This window comes from Streptomyces sp. NPDC088746 (assembly GCF_044751065.1).
Classification (GTDB): domain Bacteria; phylum Actinomycetota; class Actinomycetes; order Streptomycetales; family Streptomycetaceae; genus Streptomyces.
In genome coordinates this window covers 1,253,850-1,276,117 of sequence record NZ_JBIVLA010000002.1, presented here as the reverse complement: position 1 = coordinate 1,276,117, position 22,268 = coordinate 1,253,850, and the positions used below count along the sequence as shown (strand labels likewise).

The 22,268-nt window shown below is 72.4% G+C and carries 16 protein-coding genes; 3 read left to right on the top strand and 13 right to left on the bottom strand.

Annotated features, from left to right (window positions below; all coding sequences use genetic code 11):
• Positions 1-54: 54 nt before the first annotated feature.
• Entirely contained in the window at positions 55-2,886 is a 2,832-nt protein-coding gene (locus ACIP63_RS13320) for a putative bifunctional diguanylate cyclase/phosphodiesterase (RefSeq protein ID WP_401514565.1), read from the bottom strand.
• A 261-nt stretch (positions 2,887-3,147) separates the two neighbouring features.
• A complete protein-coding gene (locus tag ACIP63_RS13315; RefSeq protein WP_401514562.1) occupies positions 3,148-4,098 on the bottom strand; it encodes a 2-hydroxyacid dehydrogenase in 951 nt (316 codons plus the stop codon).
• A gap of 129 nt (positions 4,099-4,227) precedes the next feature.
• Here ACIP63_RS13315 and ACIP63_RS13310 point away from each other — a divergent pair, with 129 nt between their 5' ends.
• From ACIP63_RS13310 to ACIP63_RS13300, 3 genes are all read left to right on the top strand, one after another.
• Positions 4,228-5,184, top strand: coding sequence for an aldo/keto reductase (locus tag ACIP63_RS13310; RefSeq protein WP_401515118.1), 957 nt, complete (start codon positions 4,228-4,230; stop codon positions 5,182-5,184).
• Between the two features lie 118 nt (positions 5,185-5,302).
• Positions 5,303-6,484: a PQQ-dependent sugar dehydrogenase gene (locus tag ACIP63_RS13305; RefSeq protein ID WP_401514559.1), complete on the top strand. Its 1,182-nt coding sequence runs from the start codon at positions 5,303-5,305 to the stop codon at positions 6,482-6,484.
• Between the two features lie 75 nt (positions 6,485-6,559).
• Positions 6,560-6,847, top strand: coding sequence for a DUF6191 domain-containing protein (locus ACIP63_RS13300; protein WP_401514556.1), 288 nt, complete (start codon positions 6,560-6,562; stop codon positions 6,845-6,847).
• A gap of 21 nt (positions 6,848-6,868) precedes the next feature.
• On the opposite strand, the gene ACIP63_RS13295 is transcribed toward ACIP63_RS13300, so the two are convergent.
• The 11 genes from ACIP63_RS13295 to ACIP63_RS13245 form a co-directional block, all read right to left on the bottom strand.
• A complete protein-coding gene (locus tag ACIP63_RS13295; RefSeq protein ID WP_401515115.1) occupies positions 6,869-9,907 on the bottom strand; it encodes an AAA family ATPase in 3,039 nt (1,012 codons plus the stop codon).
• A 47-nt stretch (positions 9,908-9,954) separates the two neighbouring features.
• Positions 9,955-10,128, bottom strand: coding sequence for a hypothetical protein (locus ACIP63_RS13290; protein ID WP_401514554.1), 174 nt, complete (start codon positions 10,126-10,128; stop codon positions 9,955-9,957).
• Positions 10,129-10,310: 182 nt separating this feature from the next.
• Positions 10,311-10,967 (bottom strand): hypothetical protein, encoded by a 657-nt coding sequence (locus tag ACIP63_RS13285; RefSeq protein WP_401514551.1) that lies wholly within the window; start codon positions 10,965-10,967, stop codon positions 10,311-10,313.
• A gap of 61 nt (positions 10,968-11,028) precedes the next feature.
• Entirely contained in the window at positions 11,029-11,583 is a 555-nt protein-coding gene (locus ACIP63_RS13280; RefSeq protein WP_401514548.1) for a GNAT family N-acetyltransferase, read from the bottom strand.
• Between the two features lie 28 nt (positions 11,584-11,611).
• Positions 11,612-13,831, bottom strand: a complete 2,220-nt coding sequence (locus ACIP63_RS13275) for an MMPL family transporter (protein ID WP_401514545.1) — start codon at positions 13,829-13,831, stop codon at positions 11,612-11,614.
• 185 nt (positions 13,832-14,016) lie between these two features.
• On the bottom strand, positions 14,017-16,128 hold the full coding sequence (locus tag ACIP63_RS13270) for a phosphocholine-specific phospholipase C (protein WP_401514543.1): 2,112 nt from the start codon (positions 16,126-16,128) through the stop codon (positions 14,017-14,019).
• A 169-nt stretch (positions 16,129-16,297) separates the two neighbouring features.
• Complete coding sequence (gene gatB, locus ACIP63_RS13265; protein WP_401514540.1) at positions 16,298-17,806, bottom strand: Asp-tRNA(Asn)/Glu-tRNA(Gln) amidotransferase subunit GatB; 1,509 nt, start codon at positions 17,804-17,806, stop codon at positions 16,298-16,300.
• A 16-nt stretch (positions 17,807-17,822) separates the two neighbouring features.
• Positions 17,823-18,065 (bottom strand): hypothetical protein, encoded by a 243-nt coding sequence (locus ACIP63_RS13260; protein WP_104789325.1) that lies wholly within the window; start codon positions 18,063-18,065, stop codon positions 17,823-17,825.
• Positions 18,062-19,564, bottom strand: a complete 1,503-nt coding sequence (gene gatA, locus ACIP63_RS13255) for an Asp-tRNA(Asn)/Glu-tRNA(Gln) amidotransferase subunit GatA (protein WP_401514538.1) — start codon at positions 19,562-19,564, stop codon at positions 18,062-18,064. Before gatA ends, ACIP63_RS13260 begins: the two co-directional genes overlap by 4 nt.
• Before the next feature lie 5 nt (positions 19,565-19,569).
• Positions 19,570-19,866 (bottom strand): Asp-tRNA(Asn)/Glu-tRNA(Gln) amidotransferase subunit GatC, encoded by a 297-nt coding sequence (gene gatC, locus ACIP63_RS13250; protein WP_014153935.1) that lies wholly within the window; start codon positions 19,864-19,866, stop codon positions 19,570-19,572.
• 195 nt (positions 19,867-20,061) lie between these two features.
• Positions 20,062-22,203, bottom strand: a complete 2,142-nt coding sequence (locus ACIP63_RS13245) for a putative bifunctional diguanylate cyclase/phosphodiesterase (protein WP_401514535.1) — start codon at positions 22,201-22,203, stop codon at positions 20,062-20,064.
• Positions 22,204-22,268: the final 65 nt, after the last annotated feature.

Genomic DNA, 22,268 nt, shown 5'->3' with positions numbered 1-22,268 from the left:
TACGAGAATTCGGGTGCGCATGGCATTGACCCTCTCTCCGGCACACACACGGTGTCAAGTGGGTGGGACGGGAGTCTCATCATGTGAGCGGCCCTGGAGCGGGAGCGCACCGCCCGCCAGCACCGGCTGAGCGGCCGGGCCGATGCCCGGGACGGGGTACTTCCCCCGGATCAGCGTGCGTCGCAGCCGGTACTCGTCCAGCGGCCCGGCGAAGGCCATCCCCTGGCCGTGCGTGCATCCCATCGCCCGCAGGGCGCGCACCTGCTCGGGCACGTCCACACCGTCGGCCACGGACTGCATCCCGAGATCGCCGGCGATGCGCAGCAGCCCGCTGGTGATCTTGTGCAGCCTCGCCGACTCGACGACGCCCTCCACCAGGCAGCGGTCCAGCTTCAGGACGTCGACGGGGAGCCTGCGCAGGGCGTTGACCGCGGCGTACCCGCTGCCGAAGCCGTCGAGCGCGATCCGGACGCCGAGACGGCGCAGCGCGACCAGCCGCCGCTCCAGCTCGTCGATGGAGATCCGCGGGTCGCTGTCGGCCACTTCGATCATCAGGGCGCCGGAGGGCAGCCCGTACCGCGTCAGGAGCGCCTCGACGGACCCCGGGGGCAGGGCTCGGTCCAGGAGCCGGGCTGCCGACACGCGCACCGACACGGAGACCGGATGCCCGGCCCGAAACCGGTCCGCGGCCTGCTCGACGGCCTCCTCCAGCAGCCATGTGCCGAGTTCGGCGGCACGGTCACTGCCCTCGGAGACCCGGAGGAATTCGGCGGGGGTGAACAGGATGCCCTGGGCGGAGCGCCAGCGGGCCTGGGCGGCGACGGCCGCGACCGTGCCGCTGGCCAGGTGGACGACGGGCTGGTGGAGCAGGGCGAACTCGCCGTCGCGCAGGGCCGTGCGGAGCCGTGACGCGAGCTCCGAGCGGCGGACGACGTCCGCCTGCATCTGGGGGGCGTACAGCTCGACCCGGTCCTTGCCGCTCGCCTTCGCCCGGTACATGGCGAGGTCGGCGTTGCGCATGAGGTCCTTGGGCGTGATGGAGGGCTCGGCGAAGGCGACTCCGATGGAGGCGGCCACCCGGACCTCGCCGGTACCGATCCTGTACGGCTGGGAGAGCCTGAGGCGCAGCCGGTCGGCGATCTCGTGGACCTGGCACTCCCTGTCGGCCTGGTCGCGGGTGCCGTCCCCGACGATGAGCGCGGCGAACTCGTCGCCCCCGAGGCGAGCGGCGGTGTCCGAGGTGCGGACGGACTCCTGGAGTCGGCGTGCGGCCTGGACGAGGAGCTCGTCGCCCGCCTGGTGGCCGATGGAGTCGTTGACCGCCTTGAAGCCGTCGAGGTCGATGAAGAGCACGGCGGTGCCCGGGTCCCCGGCCCGGCGCCCTCCGAGCGCCTGGCCGACGCGGGTGGTGAAGAGGGCGCGGTTGGGCAGGTCGGTGAGCGGGTCGTGTTCGGCGTTGTGCTGCAACTGCGCCTGCAGTCTGACCCGCTCGGTCACGTCGCGGCTGTTGAGCAGCAGGCCGCCCTCGTGGCGGTTGACGGTGGACTCGACGTGGAGCCAGTCCCCCGTGCCCGATCTGAAGCGGCACTCGATCCGGGTGGTGGGCTCCTCCCGGGACGGCACGGCGAGGAAGCGCCGCAGCTCGTGGACCACTCCCCCGAGGTCGTCGGGGTGGATGATCGACGACAGTTCCGCGCCGACGAGGTCCTCGGCGTCGCGCAGGTAGACCCCGGCCGCCGCGGGGCTGACGTAGCGGAGCCTGCCGCTGGGTTCGGCGATCATGATGACGTCGCTGGAACCCTGCACCAGGGAGCGGAAGTGGTTCTCCTTCTGGGCGAGTTCCTGGGTGAGCGCGATGTTGTCGAGGAGCATGATGGCCTGCCGGATGACCAGCGCGAGCACGACCGTGCACCCGGTGAGGACCACGACCCGGTCGACCCTGCGGCCCTCCACCACGTTGTACAGGATGCCGAGGGTGCAGACCGCCGCGGCCAGATAGGGCGTGAGCGCGGCGAGGGACCCCGCGATCGGGCGGCTCGCGGCTCGCGGCTCCAGGGAGGGGGCCTCGACAGCGTTGTCCCGGCCCCGGCCGACGCCCCAGGGGGCGTACGCGAGGAGCAGGGAGCCGGAGAACCAGCCCGCGTCCAGCAGTTGGCCCGACTGGTAGGCGGAGCGCAGCAGCGGGGCCGTGAACAGGGCGTCGCACAGCACGGTCAGGGCGAGGCCGGCGATGGCGGTGTTCACCGCGGAGCGGTTCATGTTGACCCGCCGGAAGTGCAGCGCGAGGACCATGGAGACCAGCACGATGTCGAGCAGCGGGTAGGCCAGCGAGAGCGCCGCCCTGGCCACGCTCTCGCCGGCGGCGTTGGCGACATGGGCGGTGTGCGCCAGCGCGAGGCTCCAGGAGAGCGTCAGCAGGGACCCGCCGATCAGCCAGGCGTCCAGCACCAGGCAGACCCAGCCGGCCCGAGTGACGGGCCGCTTGGCCAGGACGAGCAGTCCGACGATGGCGGGCGGCGCGAAGCAGAGGAAGAACAGGTCCGCCACGGAGGGGGTGGGCACGGGGCGCCTCAGCACCACCTCGTACCACCCCCAGACCGCGTTGCCCCCGGCGGCCATGGCCGAGGAGAGCGAGAAGAGGAGCCAGGCGGGCCTGAACCGGCTTCCGCCGGAGCGGGCGTAGAGGAAGCAGGACACCGCGGCGATCAGGGCGGCGGCGCAGAGGCCGAAGTCACCCATGAACAGGGCGACTCCGGGCGATCCCCAGCCGAGGGCGGCTCCCACCGCGTATCCGGCGCAGACGGCACCGAGGACGAGCTGGGAGCGCAGCCCCGCGGCCCGTCCCGGGGCCGGCCGCCTGGAGAGCAGGGCCGCGAGGGCGCTCACCGGAAAGCTCCAAGGGCAGGCCCTGGGGCCCTCGCCGCCTGCCTCGCCTGCCCGCCACGCCGCGTCGGATCGTCTCTCCGCTGGCCGAACATGCCCGTCGCCCCCTCGCGTTCCGCTTCCCCCCGGCGCCGTCCTTCCACGGCGCAGCCCTCTTGTGGACGATACACCAGAGCCGTCACTCAGGGACATAGCTTCTCTACTCTCCGTTACCACCTGCGGTGTTGTCGGAACGGAGAGCGCCGGGACCGCTCCGGAGCGTGGTCAGCCGGTGGTGAGTACGAGGTTGGCGACCGGCTCTCCCGCGGCGAACCGGGTGAGCTGTCCGGCCAGCAGGCGCTTGGCCCGGGGCAGGAACGCGGAGGTGCTGCCGCCTACATGGGGGGTGATCAGTGTGTGGGGAGCATGCCAGAGAGGATGGCCGGCGGGCAGCGGTTCGGGGTCGGTCACGTCGAGCGCGGCACGCAGGCGCCCGGACTCGAGTTCGGGCAGCAGGGCCGCGGTGTCGACGACGGCGCCCCGCGCGACGTTCACGAGCAGTGCGCCGTCACGCATCGCGGCGAGGAATCCGGGGCCCACCAGCCCTTGTGTGGAAGGGTTCAGCGGGGTGGACAGGATGACGATGTCCGCCTCGGGGAGGAGAGCGGGCAGATCGTCGAGCGCGTGTACGGGGCCGCGCGCGGTTGTCCGTGCGGAGCGTGCGACGCGCACCACCCGCGCGCACTCGAAGGGTTCGAGCCGGTCCTCGATGGCCGCGCCGATCGATCCGTACCCCACCACGAGGACGGACTTGTCGGCGAGCGCCGGATAGAAACCGGACCGCCACTCCTCCGCGTCCTGGCCGTGCACGAAGCCGGGGAACCCCCGGAGGGAGGCGAGTATCAGGGCGAGTGCCAGCTCGGCCGTCGAGGCCTCGTGCACACCCTTGGCGTTGCACAGCCGCACTCCGGCGGGCAGCAGGCCGAGCCCGGGCTCCACGTGGTCGATGCCCGCGGAGAGGGTCTGGACGACCTGCACGGCCTTCATCCCCTTGAGCGGGCGGACCGCGACCTCCGAACCCTTCATGTAGGGAACGACGTAGAAAGCGCAGTCGGAGGGGTCCGCCGGGTAGTCCCGGCCGCCGTCCCAGAAACGGTAGTCGAGGCCCTCGGGAAGGCCGTCGATCTCATCGGCGGGAAACGGCAGCCATACGTCGGTGGCAGAGGGAGAAGTCATGGTCAGGAGGCTATGCGAAGGGCGCCGGGCCGTAGAGGTTACTTTGGGGTGCTGGTGGCCCCGTGATCATGGGCCGAGGGAGGGTTCGGGGAGTTGGAGCGCAGGACTATCGGTGCGGCGGCACTCGCCGTGGGTGCGGTCGGGCTGGGTTGTATGCCGATGAGCTGGGCGTACAGCACGTCGCAGCAGCGCGGTGACCGCTCGGTGCGGACCGTGCACGCCGCGCTGGACGCGGGCGTCCAGCTGCTCGACACCGCCGACATGTACGGGCCCTTCACCAACGAGCTGCTCGTGGGCAGGGCGCTCAAGGGCCGCCGCTCCGAGGCCTTCCTCTCCACCAAGTGCGGTCTGCTGGTGGGCGATCAGCACATCGTGGCCAACGGGCGCCCGGGCTATGTGCGCCGCGCCTGTGACGCCTCGCTGCGACGGCTCCAGACCGATGTGATCGATCTCTACCAGCTGCACCGGGCGGACCCCGAGGTGCCGGTCGAGGAGACCTGGGGCGCGATGGCGGACCTGGTGACGGCGGGCAAGGTGCGGGCGCTCGGACTGTGCGCGGTGGGGGCCCGGGCCGGGCGCGGGCCGGGGGCCCGGATGCACGACGGGACCATCCGGCAGCTGGAGCGGATGCAGCAGGTCTTTCCCGTCAGCGCGGTCCAGGCGGAGCTCTCCGTGTGGTCGCCCCAGGCGCTGGAGGATCTGCTGCCGTGGTGCTCGGCCCGGGGTGTGGGGGTGCTCGCGGCGATGCCGCTCGGCAGCGGCTATCTCACGGGCACGCTCAAGCCCGGCCAGGGTTTCGAGCCGGACGACCCGCGGGCCAGGCATCCCCGCTTCACGGGCGAGATGATGGCGGCCAACCAGCCGGTGGTGTCGGGGCTGCGCAGGATCGCGGAGCGGCACGGCGCCACTCCGGCGCAGGTGGCCCTGGCCTGGGTCCTGCGGCAGGGCCGCCATGTGGTGCCCGTGCCGGGCACCAAGCGGGAGCTCTGGGCCGTGGAGAACGCGGGTGCGGCGGGACTCGTGCTCACGGACCGGGATCTGGCCGAGATAGCCGGGCTGCCGCGTGCCCGCGGGTCGTGGGACTGAGACGGCCGGCGCGGCGGGACGGCCGGGCTCCGGGGCGGAAGAATTGGCGGAGATCGGGAACCCGGTTCGGGCGGCGGTGTAAGAACATGGTCGTGCGACCCTCGAAAGGATCGGTGCTGTGCAAAGTCCCGTGCTGCGCAAGGGGGCGGTGGCCCTGCTCGCCTCGGCCTCCCTCCTGCTGACCGCCTGTTCGTCCGGCGACGGCCCTGCGGCCGGCGAGGGCGCCTCCTCGCCCCCGGCGAGCGCCACGTCCGCTCCCCCGGCCTCGGCGAGCCCGTCGGCGGACCTGCCGCCGGCCAAGGGCTCGGTCGAGGTGGTGAAGACGCTCACGGACGGCCTCGCCTCACCCTGGGGCCTGGCGGCGCTGCCCGGGGGCGACCTGCTGGTCTCCTCGCGTGACGAGGCGACGATCACCCGGGTCGACGGGGAGAGCGGCGAGAAGACCCTGCTGGGCTCGGTGCCGGGGGTCGCGCCCGCGGGTGAGGGGGGCCTGCTGGGGCTCGCCGTCGCACCGACCTACGGCGCGGACCACCTGATCTACGCGTACTTCACCACCGAGTCGGACAACCGCGTCGCCCGCCTCCAGTACGACGAGAAGAAGCCCCCGGGACAGCAGTTGGGGGCACCGGACACCATCCTGCGGGGGATCCCGAAGGGCGCCGTCCACAACGGTGGCCGGATCGCGTTCGGCCCCGACCGCATGCTGTACGTGGGCACCGGCGAGACGGGCGACACCGGCCTCGCCCAGGACAAGGCGTCCCCCTCGGGCAAGATCCTGCGGATGACGCCCGACGGCGAGCCCGTGCACGGCAATCCCGAGGCCGACTCGCTGGTCTATTCGTACGGGCACCGCAATGTGCAGGGCCTGGCCTGGGACAGCGGGAAGCGGCTCTGGGCATCGGAATTCGGCCAGGACACCTGGGACGAGCTGAACCTGATCGAGCCGGGCCGGAACTACGGCTGGCCCGACGTCGAGGGCAGGAAGGGCGAGGAGGGCTTCGTCGACCCGGTGGCCCAGTGGAAGACCTCCGAGGCCTCGCCGAGCGGTATCGCGTACGCCGGGGGATCGGTCTGGATGGCCGGCCTGCGGGGCGAGCGGCTCTGGCGGATCCCGCTGTCGGGCAAGGCGGACGGGGAACCCCTGGCCGCCCCCCAGGCGTTCCTGGAGGGGAAGTACGGCCGTCTGCGCACGGTGCTCGCCGCCGGCGGCGACAAGCTGTGGCTGGTCACGAGCAACACGGACGGCCGTGGCTCCGCGAAGTCGGGCGACGACAGGATCCTGCTCCTGAAGGTGCGGTAGCGGCGTCCCGGGCCCGTCAGGACCCGGCGGGCCGTATCGCGCCGGACGGGCACCAGGCCGGAGGGAGCACAGCGGGTGTTCAACTTCTTCGAGGAGCTCTTCGCGCCGGGCCGTAAGCACATGGCCGAGGAGCAGAAGCGGCTGGAGCTGAGCCGGGTCGACCTGGGCGTCGGCGACCCGGCGCGGGGCCCGATAGACCTCACTTCCGGCAAGGTGACGCTCCGCCGCCCGGCACCCGGGCCGCCTCCCGAGGACGGCCGGCAGCAGGACGACCGGCAGCAGGACGACCGGCCGTCCCAGGACCGGCGCTCCCAGGACCGGCGCGACGACGGGCGGCGCGACCACGGGCGGCCCCGCCGCTGAGAGCCGCGGGGCCGCCCGCTCTCACCCCGCCGCGTACAGCCGGAAGCGGTGCGCCAGGGCGGCCGCTTCGCCCCGGCTGGAGACGCTGAGCTTGGCCAGGATGTTGGACACGTGCACGCTGGCGGTCTTCGGCGAGATGTACAGCTCCTCCGCGATCCGGCGGTTGGTGTAGCCCGCCGCGACCAGCCGGTGCACCTCCTGCTCCCGTGAGGTCAGCCCGAACGACTCGATGGCGTCCACCGCCGGGGCGGGCCCGGCGGGCCGGGCCTCGCCCCCGGCCACGTCGTCCGGCCCGGTGAGCGCGATTCGGGCCCGCCCGGCCAGCTGCTCGACACTCTCGGCGAGCGGCCGCGCCCCGAGGCGTACGGCGACCGCGTGGGCCTCGCGCAGGAGTCCTGCCGCCGGTGTCCGGTCGCCGGAGGCGGTGAGGATCGCCTCCGCCCAGTGATGGCGGATCTGGGCCAGCTCGAAGGGGCGCTGGAGCGGGGCGAAGGCGGTGGCGGCCCGGCACCAGTGGTCCGGGGTGTCCTCCCCTTCCGCACGGGCCAGTTCGGCCTCGATCAGCACGCCGTACGCCGCCCAGACGGGCACCAGCATCGGCAGCCGCTTGAGGTGGCCCCGGATCCGCTCCAGGATCGCCGGCCGCCCGGGGTCCGTGGCGGGCAGCCCGCGGGCGTCGGCCTCGATCGCGGCGGCGGCGGCGAGCAGCGGCAGGGAGTACCGCTGGGTTCCCGGTGGCAGTCCGATGTCGGACTGCGCCTCGAACGCGGCCCGCGCCTCGGGGAGCATGCCCTTCCGGGCGGCGATGACCATGGCGTGCCGTACCGGAGAGATCAGGTGCTGCGGCTGCGTCTCGTGGCCGAGATGGCGGCGGTTCAGGGTCAGTTGCTCCTCGGCCTCCTCGAAGTCCCCGGTGGCCAGGGCCAGGTCGGTGCGGCGGGCGGCCACCAGGGCGTTCGACTTGCGGGACCGGGCCAGCGGGGCCGCGGCCTCCGCGGCTGCCCGGCTCTCCTTCCAGTGCCCCAGCGAGTAGTAGGACTGCGCCTGGTTGGCCCGTGTCCAGGCCTCGGACTCGGGGACCCCGTGGCTGTGGCAGATCCGGATGCCGTGGTCGGCGGCGGCCACCGCCTCCAGGGAGCGGCCGCAGGATTCGAGCGAGGAGGGCAGGTTGGTGGCGGCACGGCTCATGACGCCCACCAGGTGCAGCTCCTCGGCCCGGTCGCGGACGGCGTACATCTCGGCGATGCCCTCCTCGACGTCGCCCGCGTCGATCGCGAGCCAGCCGCGGGTGAGCCTGGCGTGCAGCTCGATGGACTCCTCGCCGACGAGCCGGGCGTACTCCACGGCCCGGTCGGCCGCGACCAGCGCCTCGGGTCCGGGCCGGTGCAGGGCGCCCCAGCCGGCGACCGAGGCGAGGACGTCGGCGTGCACGGCGGACGGCTGCAGACCCCGCACCAGGTCCTCGGCGGTGGCCAGTTCCTGACGGCCGTCCCCCCGGGAGAGGCTCTGCATCAGGAGGGAACGCTGCACCCAGAACCATGCCGCGCGCAGCGGGTCCCGGGCCCGGTCCAGGATGCGCAGCGCCTTCTTCGCGAGGGCCAGGGCCCGTTCGCGGTCGCCGCCGAAGCGGGCGGACACCGTGGCCTCGGCCATCAGGTCGAGGTAGCCCAGCGGGTCCGCCGGATCGCAGCCGCACCCCGGGTAGGCCTCGGCGTGGTCGAGCGGCCGCAGGGTGGCGCGCACCTCGTCGGGTACGTCGTCCCAGAGCTCCATGGCCCTCTCCAGCAGCCGGAGTTGCTCGCTGTACGCGTAACGGCGCCGGGCCGCCACCGCTGCCTGGAGCACGGCGGGCAGCGCCCTGGCCGCGTCGTGCGCGGCGTACCAGTAGCTGGCGAGGCGTGCGGCGCGCTCGTCGGCGCGTACGAGGGAGGGGTCGGCCTCCAGCGCCTCGGCGTAGCGGCGGTTGAGGCGGGTGCGTTCGCCGGGCAGCAGGTCGTCGCTGACGGCCTCGCGGACCAGGGAGTGGCGGAAGCGGTAGCCGTCGGTGTCGGGGGCGGGCAGCAGCAGGTTGGCGCCGACCGCCGCCCGCAACGCCTCGTCGAGGTCGTCCTCGGCGAGGCCGGCGACGGCGGCGAGGAGCGGGTGCTCGACCGTGGAGCCGCCCTCGGCGATGATCCGGGCGATCCGCTGCGCGTCCTCGGGCAGCGCCTCGACGCGGACCAGGAGGAGGTCGCGGAGGGAGTCGGAGAGTCCGGAGCCGTCGCCGCAGCACTCCACGCTGCGGGCGAGCTCCTCGACGAAGAAGGCGTTGCCGTCGGAGCGTTCGAAGATGTCGTCGACCAGCGCGGCGTCGGGGACCATCGCGAGGATCCCGGTGAGCTGCCGGCCGACCTCCGCGCGGCTGAAGCGGTCGAGTTCGATGCGGCGGACCGTGCGGAGCCGGTCGAGCTCGGCGAGGAGCGGGCGCAGGGGGTGGCGGCGGTGGACGTCGTCGGCGCGGTACGTCCCGATCACGACGAGGCGGCCGCTGCGCAGGGTGCGGAAGAGATAGGCGAGCAGATGGCGCGTGGAGGCGTCGGCCCAGTGGAGGTCCTCCAGGACGAGGACGACCGTGCGGGTGGCGGAGACGCGCTCCAGCAGCCGGGCGGCGAGCTCGAAGAGCCGGGCGGTGCCGTGCTCGTCGTCCGGCGCCCGGTCGGCCTCGCCCAGCTCGGGCAGCAGCCGGGCGAGCTCGCCCTCCTGGCCGGCCAGAGCCTCCGTCAGTTCCTCCGGGAGCGCCCGGCGCAGGGCGCGGAGCGCCGTCGCGAACGGGGCGTAGGGCAGGCCGTCGGCCCCGATCTCCACGCACCCGCCGACGGCCACGACGGCGTCCCGGCGGCAGGCCGCCCGGATGAACTCCTCGACCAGCCGGGTCTTGCCGACGCCCGCCTCGCCGCCGACGAGCAGTGCCTGCGGTTCCCCGGCGGCGGCGCGGACGAGCGTCTCGGTGAGCGCGGCGAGTTCACCGGCTCGGCCGACGAAGACGGGGCTGACGGTGTTGGTCTCCACGTCGCCGAGCATCGCATACGCGTACGACACCCCGGCGACCGATTTTCGGTGGTCCATCGCTACGCGGCGCGGACGAACCAGCTCCGGTTCTTCCCCACCCGCCCTTCGGTGTCGTCCTGTCCGGAACGACGGGCGGCGCGGCGGGCGAGCACCGCCTGGCGGACGGTCCGCTGCTCCTCGGCCCTGCGGATCAGCTCGGCGACGGCGAGCTGGTGGATCTCGTACTCGTACATGGTGTTCTCCCTGGTGGAGCGGAAAGTGGGGGCACGGCTTCTGCCGTGCCCCCACTCTCGTCCGCCAGGGGTTGCCGCCACATCGGGCGAGTGCCGCATCTCTGCGGGCGGGGGGCCTTAGGCCCGGGTGGCGGATGCCTTAGACCGGCCGTCACCGGGGGGCCGAGGCGTCGGCCAGGTCCTCAGCCGGCCGCGGAGGGCAGCGCGACGAAGAGGTCGAGGTACATGCCCACGGAGATCAGCAGGCCGAGGACGCCGAGCGCGATGCCCGCCATGGCGACGGAGCGGACCCAGCCCGCCTGCGGGACGAGGGACGGGGTGCCGAAGGAGGGCCGGACCAGGACGAAGACGCCGACGAGCAGCGCGAGCAGCGCGAAGACCCCGTTGACGAGGGCCGTGCTGTGCCACGCGTCGCCGTAGATCTCGGAGATCTGCTGGGCGGCGCTGCCTGTGCCGCCGGAGGTCTTGATCTGGCCGACCAGGGTCTCGCGCTCGGCGGCGACACGGCCGGTCCAGGCACCCGAGAGCGAGATGACGCCCAGCCCGGCCGCCACCACGGCGGCGGCTCCGGTTCCGGCCCCGGACGCCGCGGCCGCTTCGGCCTCGGCGTAGGGGTCGGGCTCCAGGTCGGTCTCGAGGCCGTCCTCCGCGGCCGCGTCCGTCGCCGCCACGTCCATGGCGGTCACGTCCGAAGCGGTCACACCCGGTGCGACTCCGTCCGGTACGGCGTCTTCCGCCGGCCCGGCCTGCTTCGTCACGCTCGGCGTGGTGGCGGTTCCGTCGGCCGCCTTCTTCTCCTCGGTGTCGTCAGTGGTCGGAGTGGAGGGGGAGGTGTTCATGCGCCGCACGCTAGGGGTCCCGTATGAGAACCTCCTTAAGACCGGCCTGACACCGGCCGCCTCAGCCCTTCCTCTGCCGCCATTCGGACGCCAGAAGGGCCCAGATCTCCTGGTCGTGACGCTTGCCGCGGTACGGATAGGCCTCGCGGAGTACACCCTCGCGGGTCATGCCGAGCCGTTCGGCGACGGCGACACTGCGCCGGTTGGCCGAGGACGCGACCCACTCCACGCGGTGCATGCCCCGTACGCCGAAGGCCCAGTCGATCAGCTTCCGCGAAGCCCGGGTGACCAGGCCGCGGCCCTCGGCGGCCGCCTCCAGCCAGCAGCCGATCTCGCAGTTGCCGGTCTCCGCCTCGAATATCCGGAACAGGACGCCGCCGACCAGCGTGCCGTCCAGCCAGATGCCGTAGAGCCGGCCGGTGTCGGCCGCCTGCTTGTCCGCGTAACGCTGGAGCAGGGCGCGTGCGGACGTGAGGTCCTTGGCCGCCGCGGCGAACGGGATCCAGGGGTCGACCAGGGCGCGCGCCCGGTCCATGTGGGCCAGGAACTCCTCGGCCTGCCAGGGCTCGACCGGCCGGAGCTCCGCTCCGTCGTCCCCCAGTGACACCGTGAACACAGTGAATCTCCTCGGTCTTCGTGCTGTCTCAGTGAACGCGCTGCGGGGCCGCCGGGACTTCCTCCCCCGCGCGCTCCCCCGGGATCCTCGCACGTGGTGCCGTGCGGTCCGGCGGCTCGATGCTGATATGCGGGAGCAGCCGGTCCAGCCGGGCGGGGAGCCACCAGTTCGCACCCCCGAGCATGTGCATCAGCGCGGGCACGAGCAGGGTGCGCAGGACGAAGGCGTCGAGTGCGACGGCGGCGGCGAGCGCGATGCCGAACATCGCGATGACGCGGTCGCCGCTGAGGACGAAGGCGAGGAAGACGGAGATCATGATCACCGCGGCCGAGTTGATCACCCGGCCGGTCTCCGCCAGGCCGACGCGCACGGACCGCCGGTTGTCGCCGGTCTCCAGCCACTCCTCGTACATCCGGCCGACGAGGAAGACCTGGTAGTCCATGGACAGCCCGAAGAGCACCGAGACCATGATCACCGGGAGGAAGGGCTCGATGGGGCCCGCGCTGCCGAGTCCCAGCAGCTCGCTCCCCCATCCCCACTGGAAGACCGCGACGACGACGCCGAAGGAGGCGGCCACGGCGGCCACGTTCATCACGGCGGCCTTGAGGGGGACGGCGAGGGAGCGGAACGCCAGCAGCAGGAGCAGGCAGCCGAGCCCGACGACCACCCCGACGAAGAGCGGCAGCTTGCCGACGATGATCTCGGCGAAGTCGTCGTATCCGGCCGTCACCCCGCCCACATGCGTCCGGAGCGAGGTGGTGGCCCCCGCCGGCGGCAGGACGTCGTGGCGGAGCCGGTCGACGAGTTCGCTGGTCCGCTGCGACTGCGGAGCGGAGTCGGGGACGACGGTGAGGAACGCGGTGTCGCCGCTGCCGTTGTACGTCACCGGGCTCACCGAGGCGACGCCTTCGGTGTCCCGCAGCACGGCGGGCAGGCCGTCCAGGGCGAGCCGGTCGTCGGCTCCGTCGAGGTGGGCGGCTATGGTCAGCGGCCCGTTGACGCCGGGGCCGAACCCGTCGGCCAGCAGGTCGTACGCCTGGCGGGTGGTGGCCGTGGCGGGGTTGTTTCCCTGGTCGGAGGTGCCCAGGTGCAGGGAGAGGGTCGGCAGTGCGAGCACCGCCATGACAGCGGCCGCGGCCGCTCCCAGCAGCCGGGGGCGCCGCTCGACGAAGGCCGACCAGCGGGCGGTGAAGCCGGTGGCGCGTTCGGCCTGCGACCCGTGCTCGGCGAGCCGGCCGCGCTCACGCCGGCTCAGGGCCCGCATGCCGATGAAGGAGAGCAGCGCGGGCAGCAGGGTCACGGAGGCGGCGACGGTCAGCACCACGGTGAGGGAGGCGGCGATCGCCACCCCGTTGAGGAAGCCGAGCCGCAGGACCAGCATGCCGAGCAGGGCGACGCAGACGGTGGCTCCGGCGAAGACCACGGCGCGCCCCGTCGTCGCGACGGCGTTCCGCGCGGCTTCGGGCACGGAGAGGCCGCGTCGCAGGCCTCTCCGGTGCCGGGTGACGATGAACAGGGCGTAGTCGATGCCCACACCGAGCCCGATGAGCATCCCCAGCATCGGCGCGAAGTCGGCGACGGTCATGACGTGGCCGAGCAGCACGATGCCCGCGTACGCGGTGCCGACGGAGACGAGTGCGGTGGCGATGGGCAGCAGGCTCGCGGCGAGCGAGCCGAAGGCGAGGAAGAGGACGACCGCGGCGACGGCCACCCCCACGGCCTCGCTCAGATGGAGCGCCGGTGCCTCGGTCAGCGCCACGGCGGCCCCGCCGAGTTCGACCTGGAGTCCTTCACCGGCGGCCCGCTGCGCGGTGTCGACGACGGCCTGGGCCTGTTCCGGCGGGATCTCCCCGGCCCGGTGGCCGAAGGTGACCGTCGCGTAGGCGGTGTGCCCGTCCGCGCTGATCCGCCCCTGATCCGTCGCCCCGTAGGGGCCGCTGACGTCTCCGACGCCGGGCAGTGCGCCGATCTCGTGCAGCGTCCTGGTCATCGTCCGCTCGACGCGGGCGTCGCGGACGGTGGAGCCGGAGGTGTGCCAGACGACGGTGCCGGTCTCGCCGCCGAGGTCGTCGAAACCCGTCCGCAGGAGCTCGCCGGCGCGGCCGGACTCGGTGCCCGGCACCTCGTAGTCGTCGGAGTACGCGGACCCCGCGAACCCGGCCGCGGCCGACACGCCTCCGAGGGCGATCAGCCAGATCAGGACGGTGGCGAGGCGGTGCCTGAGACACCAGCGTGCGAGGGCGGCCAACGGAGGTTCTCCTGGGGTTCGTGGACCGTAGGGGGATATGACGGGAACATCCCACGAAGTCGCATGACCTGAGAGCCTCACTCTGTCAGCCATTCCTGACCATGTGCCGCTTTGGTGGCCATGGTCACATGGGTCGGCTTCGCCCCTTTCGTCGTACGGCCGCCACCACCGCCCGCCTCCTGCCGTCAGCCGGTGACGCTCGCCCGGCCGTTCTCGATGTGGCCCATCAGCCGGCGCCGGAAGGAGCCCGCCTCGTCGGCCGTCACCTCAATGTCGTACCAGCCGTGGGCGTCGGCCGCCGAGTGCACGACCGTACGGCTGCGCCCGGGCTTGACCGCGACCGTCCGGGTCCAGTTCCGCAGGTCGTCCTCGTCGACGTATCCGAGGGGCCGCACGGTGTAGGTCAGTGTCCGCCTGCCGTTGTTGCGCAGCGTGAGGTGCAGGTCCCGCTCGTGGGCGTCGATGCGGGAGGCGAGTTCCGCGCCCCCGCCGGACGCGCCCTCGAACTCCCGCCGGAAGCCGTTCGGACCGGTGACCGTGAAGCGGTACGCCTCACCGGTCAGCGGCACCGCCCACCGTGCCGTGCCCCTGACGTCCCGGTGCTGGGGGGCGGGGAACTCCCCCGCGTACGGGTAGAGCGTGAAGTGCGCGGAGGACCTGCCGGTGTTGCCGAGGTCGAGCCGCAGCCCGCCGGCCACGCGCCTGGCCTGCGCGTCGGGCTGGTAGGGCAGGGGCCGGGCCGGCCGGACGCCGGCCTCCTGGGCGGGCATGTGCTGGACGGCGGGCGGCTTCGGCTGCCAGCGGCCGCCGAACGGCGGGATCGCGGCGGGGGGCTCCGTCCCGGGCTGCCGCCGCGCACGGGTGAAGTCGAAGGCCGAGGTGAGGTCTCCGGTGACCTTGCGCCGCCAGGCGCCGATGTTGGGTTCCTCGACCCCCGTCCAGCGCTCCAGGAGGCGGATCACGGAGGTGTGGTCGAAGACCTCGGAGCAGACGTACCCGCCGACCGACCAGGGGGAGACGACCAGCAGCGGCACCCGCACGCCGAGCCCGGTGGGCTTGCCCTCCCAGTGCTCCTCCGGCACCTCCGCGGGGGCGACCGGCGGGGGCACGTGGTCGAAGAATCCGTCGTTCTCGTCGTAGTTGATGAGGACGACGGTGCGCCGCCACACATCGGGGTGCTTGCCGAGTGCGTCCAGGATCTTGTAGACGACGGTCGCGCTGTGCACCGGCGAGGAGACGCTCGGGTGCTCGGAATCGACCGCCGACGGGACCAGGTAGGAGACCTCCGGCAGCGTCCCCGCCGCCACGTCGTCGGCGAACTCCTGGGCGAGCGTGCCCGTCTCGACCCGGCGCAGCCCCCGCTCGAACAGACTGCGCTCGGCCGCCGTCAGGGCGGCGACGCCCTCGTCGAGCAGGGCCAGCAGCCGCTCCCGCTCGGCGGGCCCGTCCGCCTCGCGCACGGTGGCGTAGAAGGACTCCATGTAGGTATGGCCGTCGGTCTTCGCCAGCGCCTTGCGCGCGATGGCCTTGAAGGTGGCGAAGAACTCGATCTGGTTGTCGGTGAAGTTCTCCCACTCGGTGTACGTCTTCCAGCTCCGCCCGGCCTTCTCCAGCCGCTCGGCGTAGGTGCCCCAGTCGTATCCGGGGTGGGTGCCCTCGTCGTACGCGTCGTTGCCGACGGCCCGCCTGCCGTTCGGCTCGTTACCGGTCTTCCCGCTCCACAGGTGGTTGCGGTTCGGGCTGGTGGAGGTGTGGATCGACGAGTGGTAGGCGTCGCAGACCGTGAAGGTGTCGGCGAGCTCGTAGTGCAGCGGGATGTCCCCGCGGTCGTAGTACGCCATGGTCGCGGCGGTCTTCGCGGTGACCCAGCCGTTCATCCAGCCGTCGGCCCACGCCTTGGAGCCACCGCTCCACGAGTGGTCGAGGGCGCCGATGTACTGCAAATCCTTCTTCTGCGCCTCCGCGGCCTCCCGCACGGGGAACGGCAGTACGGTCGTGCCCGCCGGCCCCGGCTGTTCGAAGACGGGCCGGCCGGAGGGGAGTTCGATCGCGTTGCGGTCGCCGAAGCCGCGCACTCCGCGCAGCGTCCCGAAGTAGTGATCGAAGGAACGGTTCTCCTGCATCAGGATCACCACGTGCTCGATGGCGTCCAGCCCCGCACCACCGGACCGTCCGGCCGCGGGCTGCGCGGCGATCGCCGCCTGGAGCGACGGGGGCAGGAACGATCCCGCCGCGGCGGCGCCGAGCGCACCGCCCCCGAGCGCGAAGAGCCGCCGCCGTGACATGTCCGTGGTCAAGTGAGCCTCCCGATTCCGTATCTACGGCTCTGGAAGCTAGTCACGCCGAATGGCTACGGGAAGACCGCCGTACGGCCTGGTGGTGAACGTCCTGCGGGCCGGCCCGGGCCACGCGAAGGGGGCGGCACACCCGGTGAACGGGTGCACCGCCCCCAGGGGCGTGCCGGGATCAGCCCTCGACGCCGAGCTTCTCCAGGATCAGCTCACGCACGCGTGCCGCGTCGGCCTGGCCGCGGGTGGCCTTCATGACCGCGCCCACCAGAGCGCCGGCGGCGGCCACCTTGCCCCCGCGGATCTTGTCCGCGATGGCGGCGTTGCCCGCGATGGCCTCGTCGACGGCGGTGGACAGCGCACCCTCGTCGGAGACGACCTTCAGGCCGCGCTTCTCGACGACGGTGTCGGGGTCGCCCTCGCCCGCGAGGACACCCTCGAGGACCTGGCGCGCCAGCTTGTCGTTGAGGTCGCCGGAGGCGACGAGCTCCGCCACCCGGGCGACCTGCGCCGGGGTGACCGGCAGCTCGTCCAGGCTGCGGCCGGTCTCGTTGGCGTTACGGGCGAGCTCGCCCATCCACCACTTGCGTGCCTGGTCCGACGGGGCGCCCGCCTCCGTCGTGGCGACGATCAGGTCGACCGCGCCGGCGTTGAGGATGGACTGCATGTCGTGCTCGTTGACACCCCACTCCTCCTTCAGCCGCTTGCGGCGCAGCCGGGGCAGCTCGGGGAGTCCCTTGCGGAGCTCCTCGACCCAGTCGCGGGCGGGGGCGACCGGCACCAGGTCCGGCTCGGGGAAGTAGCGGTAGTCCTCGGCGTTGTCCTTGATGCGGCCGGCCGTGGTGGAGCCGTCCTCCTCGTGGAAGTGCCGGGTCTCCTGCACGATCGTCCCGCCGGAGTTCAGCACCGCGGCGTGACGCTGGATCTCGAAGCGGGCGGCACGCTCGACGGAGCGCAGCGAGTTGACGTTCTTCGTCTCGGAGCGCGTGCCGAACTTCTCGGTGCCGTTGGGGCGCAGCGACAGGTTGACGTCGCAGCGCATCTGGCCCATCTCCATCCGGGCCTCCGAGACGCCGAGCGCCTTGATGAGCTCGCGGAGCTCGGCGACGTACGCCTTGGCGACCTCGGGGGCGCGTGCGCCCGCTCCCTCGATCGGCTTGGTGACGATCTCGATGAGGGGGATGCCCGCACGGTTGTAGTCGAGCAGCGAGTGGGAGGCGCCGTGGATGCGGCCGGTGGCACCGCCGACGTGCGTCGACTTGCCGGTGTCCTCCTCCATGTGCGCGCGCTCGATCTGTACGCGGAAGATCTCGCCGTCCTCCAGCTGGACGTCCAGATAGCCGTCGAAGGCGATCGGCTCGTCGTACTGGGAGGTCTGGAAGTTCTTCGGCATGTCCGGATAGAAGTAGTTCTTCCGGGCGAAGCGGCACCACTCGGCGATCTCGCAGTTCAGCGCGAGACCGATCTTGACGGCGGACTCGACGCCGATCTCGTTGACGACGGGCAGCGCGCCCGGCAGTCCGAGGCAGACCGGGCAGGTCTGCGAGTTCGCGTCCTGCTTGAGCTCGGTGGAGCACCCGCAGAACATCTTGGTCTTGGTGCCGAGCTCCACATGGACCTCGAGGCCCATGACGGGGTCGTACGTCGCGAGGGCATCCTCGTACGACTCCAGGTCGATGACAGTCACGATGAAACTTTCCCTCTCAGCCCAGCAGGACGTCGTCGTCGCCGAGACGCTTGAGCTCGCGGTAGAGGATCGCGAGTCCGGTCACGATCGCGGCGGCGGATACGGCGGCGTCGACCAGCCGCAGCGTGTCGTTGTCCTGGCGGGCCATCCTCGCCTGCTTGACGACGCTCAGGGCGCCGAAGGCGGTGGTGCCCAGGGACACGTACACACCGGACTTGGACTTCTTGAAGTTCTTGGCCTTCTTAGCCATTGCGCTCATAGTGACGGAGCCTCCTCAAGCAGCGGGTGCCCCCACTTTTCCACGAAAGCGGCCTCGACGGCTGCTCCGACCTTGTACAGCCGGTCGTCCTTCATGGCGGGGGCGATGATCTGCAGTCCGACCGGCAGGCCGTCCTCCGGTGCCAGACCGCAGGGCAGCGACATGGCGGAGTTGCCGGCGAGGTTGGTCGGAATGGTGCACAGGTCCGCGAGGTACATCGCCATCGGGTCGTCGGCGCGCTCGCCGATCGGGAAGGCGGTGGTGGGCGTCGTCGGCGAGACGATGACGTCCACCTGCTCGAACGCCTTCTCGAAGTCCTGGGTGATGAGGGTGCGGACCTTCTGGGCCGAGCCGTAGTACGCGTCGTAGTAGCCGGAGCTGAGCGCGTACGTACCGAGGATGATGCGGCGCTTGACCTCGTCGCCGAAGCCGGCCTCGCGGGTGAGGGCGGTGACGTCCTCGGCGGAGCGCGTGCCGTCGTCGCCGACCCGCAGGCCGTAGCGCATGGCGTCGAAGCGCGCCAGGTTCGAGGAGCACTCGGACGGCGCGATCAGGTAGTACGCCGAAAGAGCGAGGTCGAAGGACGGGCAGTCCAGCTCGACGATCGTGGCGCCGAGCGACTTCAGCAGCTCGACGGACTCGTTGAAGCGCTGGACGACGCCGGCCTGGTAGCCCTCGCCGGAGAACTGCTTGACGACGCCGACGCGCATGCCCTGTACGGAGCCGTTGCGCGCGGCCTCGACGACCGGCGGGACCGGGGCGTCGATGGACGTCGAGTCGAGCGGGTCGTGGCCGCCGATGACCTCGTGGAGCAGCGCCGCGTCCAGGACCGTACGGGCGCAGGGGCCGCCCTGGTCGAGGGAGGACGAGAAGGCGACCATGCCGTAGCGGGAGACGCCGCCGTAGGTGGGCTTGACGCCGACGGTGCCGGTGACGGCCGCGGGCTGGCGGATGGAGCCGCCGGTGTCCGTGCCGATGGCGAGCGGCGCCTCGAAGGAGGCCAGCGCGGCGGACGAGCCACCGCCGGAACCGCCCGGGATACGGGTGAGGTCCCAGGGGTTGCCGGTCGGGCCGTAGGCGCTGTTCTCGGTGGAGGACCCCATGGCGAACTCGTCCATGTTGGTCTTGCCGAGGATGACGACGTCGGCGGCCTTCAGCTTCTTCGTGAGGGTCGCGTCGTACGGCGGGACCCAGCCCTCGAGAATCTTCGAGCCGACGGTGGTCGGCATGTCCTGGGTGGTGAAGATGTCCTTGAGCGCGAGCGGGACGCCGGCCAGCGGGCCGAGCTTCTCGCCCGCCGCACGCTTGGCGTCGACGGCGCGGGCCTGCGCGAGCGCGCCCTCGCGGTCGATGTGCAGGAAGGCGTGGACCTTCTCGTCGATGGCGTCGATCCGGGCCAGGTGGGCCTCGGCGACCTCGACGGCCGTCAGCTCGCCGGAGGCGATCTTCGCGGCGATCTGCGCCGCGGTGAGCTTGATGATGGTGCTGATGTCCGTCATGGCTGTTAGTCCTCCCCCAGGATCTGCGGCACCTTGAAACGCTGCTGCTCCTGGGCCGGGGCGCCGGAGAGCGCCTGCTCGGGGGTGAGCGACGGACGGACCTCGTCCGCCCGCATGACGTTGGTCAGCGGCAGCGGGTGGGAGGTCGGCGGTACGTCTTGGTCGGCGACCTCGGAGACGCGGGCGACCGCGCCGATGATGTCGTCGAGCTGACCGGCGAAGTGTTCGAGCTCTTCGCCCTTCAGCTCCAGACGCGCCAGCCGGGCGAGGTGGGCGACCTCCTCGCGCGTGATGCCAGGCATGCAGCGATCCTCAGGGTTTGGTGTGTGGTTTTGGCCCAATCCTATGGGGTCGCCGGACACTGCCCCGACTGCATGACCGCCCGCCGCCTCACAATCCCGGTCCGGCCACGGCGGGCCCGTCCGGCGATTGAGGACAAAACGGCCACCGGGCGGGGCCGTACGGTCCTCAGGCCGTCGCGCGGGGCCGTGTGGTCCTCAGGCCGTCGCCGGGCCGGAGACCGCCCGTCCGGCCGGGCGCTGCTGCTCCACCTCGGGCTGCAACGCCGCCGCCGCGGCCTTCTGGTCGGCGGGCCGCCGCCACCCGTGCTCGCCGCGGGCCCGCAGCCAGGCCGTCGTCTCCTGCGGCGGCATCGCCGCGGCGACGAGCCAGCCCTGCACCGCGTCGCAGCGCAGGTCCCGCAGCCGCTCCCAGGTCTCGTCGTCCTCGACGCCCTCGGCGACGACGATCAGGCCGAGCGAATGGGCCAGGTCGATGGTGCAGCGGACGATCTCGGCGTCCTCGTTGTCCACGGCCAGCCGTGCGACGAACGACCGGTCGATCTTGAGCTCGCTGACCGGCAGCTTCCGCAGGTGGACGAGGGAGGAGTAACCGGTGCCGAAGTCGTCGAGGGACATCTTCACGCCGTGCCCGGTCAGCCCGGCCAGGGTGTCCGCGGCCCGCTGAGGGTCCTCCAGCAGGACGTGCTCGGTTATCTCGAGCTGCAGCGCACCGGCCGGGACCCCGTGCCGGGCGAGCCGGGCGGCGACGCTGCCCGCGAAGCCGGGGGTGTGGACGTCGCGCGGCGAGACGTTGACCGCGACGGGGACGAACAGCCCCTGGGCCCGCCACCGGGCCACCTGGGCCAGCGCGGTCTCCAGGACGTACTCGGTGAGGTGGGGCATCAGGCCGGAGGATTCCGCGATCGCGATGAACTCGTCCGGGGGGACCCGCCCGCGCTCCGGGTGCACCCAGCGCACGAGCGCTTCGAGGCCCGCCACCTGGCCGTCGAAACGGACCTTGGGCTGGTAGTGGAGCTCCACCTCGTGGGCGTCCAGGGCCCGGCGCAGATCGCCCAGCAGGCCGAGCCGGTCCGGGGTGTTGCTGTCGCGCTTGGACTCGTAGACCTCCACGCCCGTGCGGTCCCGCTTGGCCTGGTACATGGCCACGTCCGCCCGCCTGAGGAGCCCTTCGGCGTCCAGCGCGTGGTCGGGGTGGACGGCGACCCCCGCGCTCGCCTCCAGCACGAGCGTGAGCCCGTCGAGGTCGAGGGGCGAGGAGAGCTCGGCGACGAGATGGCGGGCGATGCGCTGGGCGCTGGTGGCCGAGTCCGCGGTCGGGAGCAGCACGGCGAACTCGTCGCCGCCGAGCCGTGCGGCCTCCGCGCCGCGCGGCAGGGCGAGCCGCAGCCGCTCCGCTATCTGGAGCAGCAGCCGGTCCCCGGCGAGATGCCCGAGGGTGTCGTTGACGGCCCGGAAGCGGTCGAGGTCGATGAGGACCAGGGCGGTTCTGGTGCCGGTGCCGCCGGCCTCCTCCAGCGCCGTCCACGTTCTCTCCAGGAGCCACTGACGGTTGGGCAGACCGGTGAGCGGGTCCCTCAGCTGCTCCTCGGCCCGTGCGCGGGCGATCCACAGCGTGGAGTCCAGGGCGATCAGCGGGACGGCGAAGAGCGGCAGCAGCACCGGCTTGGCCGAGGCCACCACACAGATCAGCGGGGCGATGCCCAGCAGGGCGACCGCGACGAGCCCCTGGCGCAGCAGGGCGGTGCGGGCGATCGTCGGCAGCCCGCCGCCCTGGGACGCCCTGGCGTACCAGAGCAGGAAGCGGGTGACGAGGAGATACATGCCGGCGGCGAGCAGCACTTCCGGTACGGCGTCGATACCCCAGTGGAGTGGCCGCCAGGGCGTTTCGACGCTCGGGACCTCGCCGAAGGCGGACAGGACCAGCGCGGCCGCGCCTATGCCGAGTATGTCCACCGCCCCGTGCAGCAGCCCCTGCCACCACCGGTGCCGCCTGGCCGTACCGACGAGCACCACGACGACGAGGCTGACCAGGCCCGCGGCCACCCAGCCGTAGAGCAGCAGGACGGCGAGGGTGAGGGCGGCGCCGGAACCGGTGCCGCCCCACCAGCGGTCGCGCCCGAGGGCGACCAGATGGCCCACGATGATTCCGGTGAGCAGGGCGAGCGACCAGCCGGCGGTGCCGGCGGGAAAGAGCGCGTGTCCGTCGTGGACCGTGCGGTAGAACCCGGTCGCCAGCTGCACGGCGGCGACCGCCACGACGACGGCGCCCACCTTGGACGTGAGGCCCACGAAACCTTGCAGACGCGACACCGGTGCGGCGCTCTCGGTCGGTTTCATTCCGTCCCTCTCACAGCCGGCGGTGCCGATGTCCCATGGTGGCCCCCGCTCCCATGCCACCACGA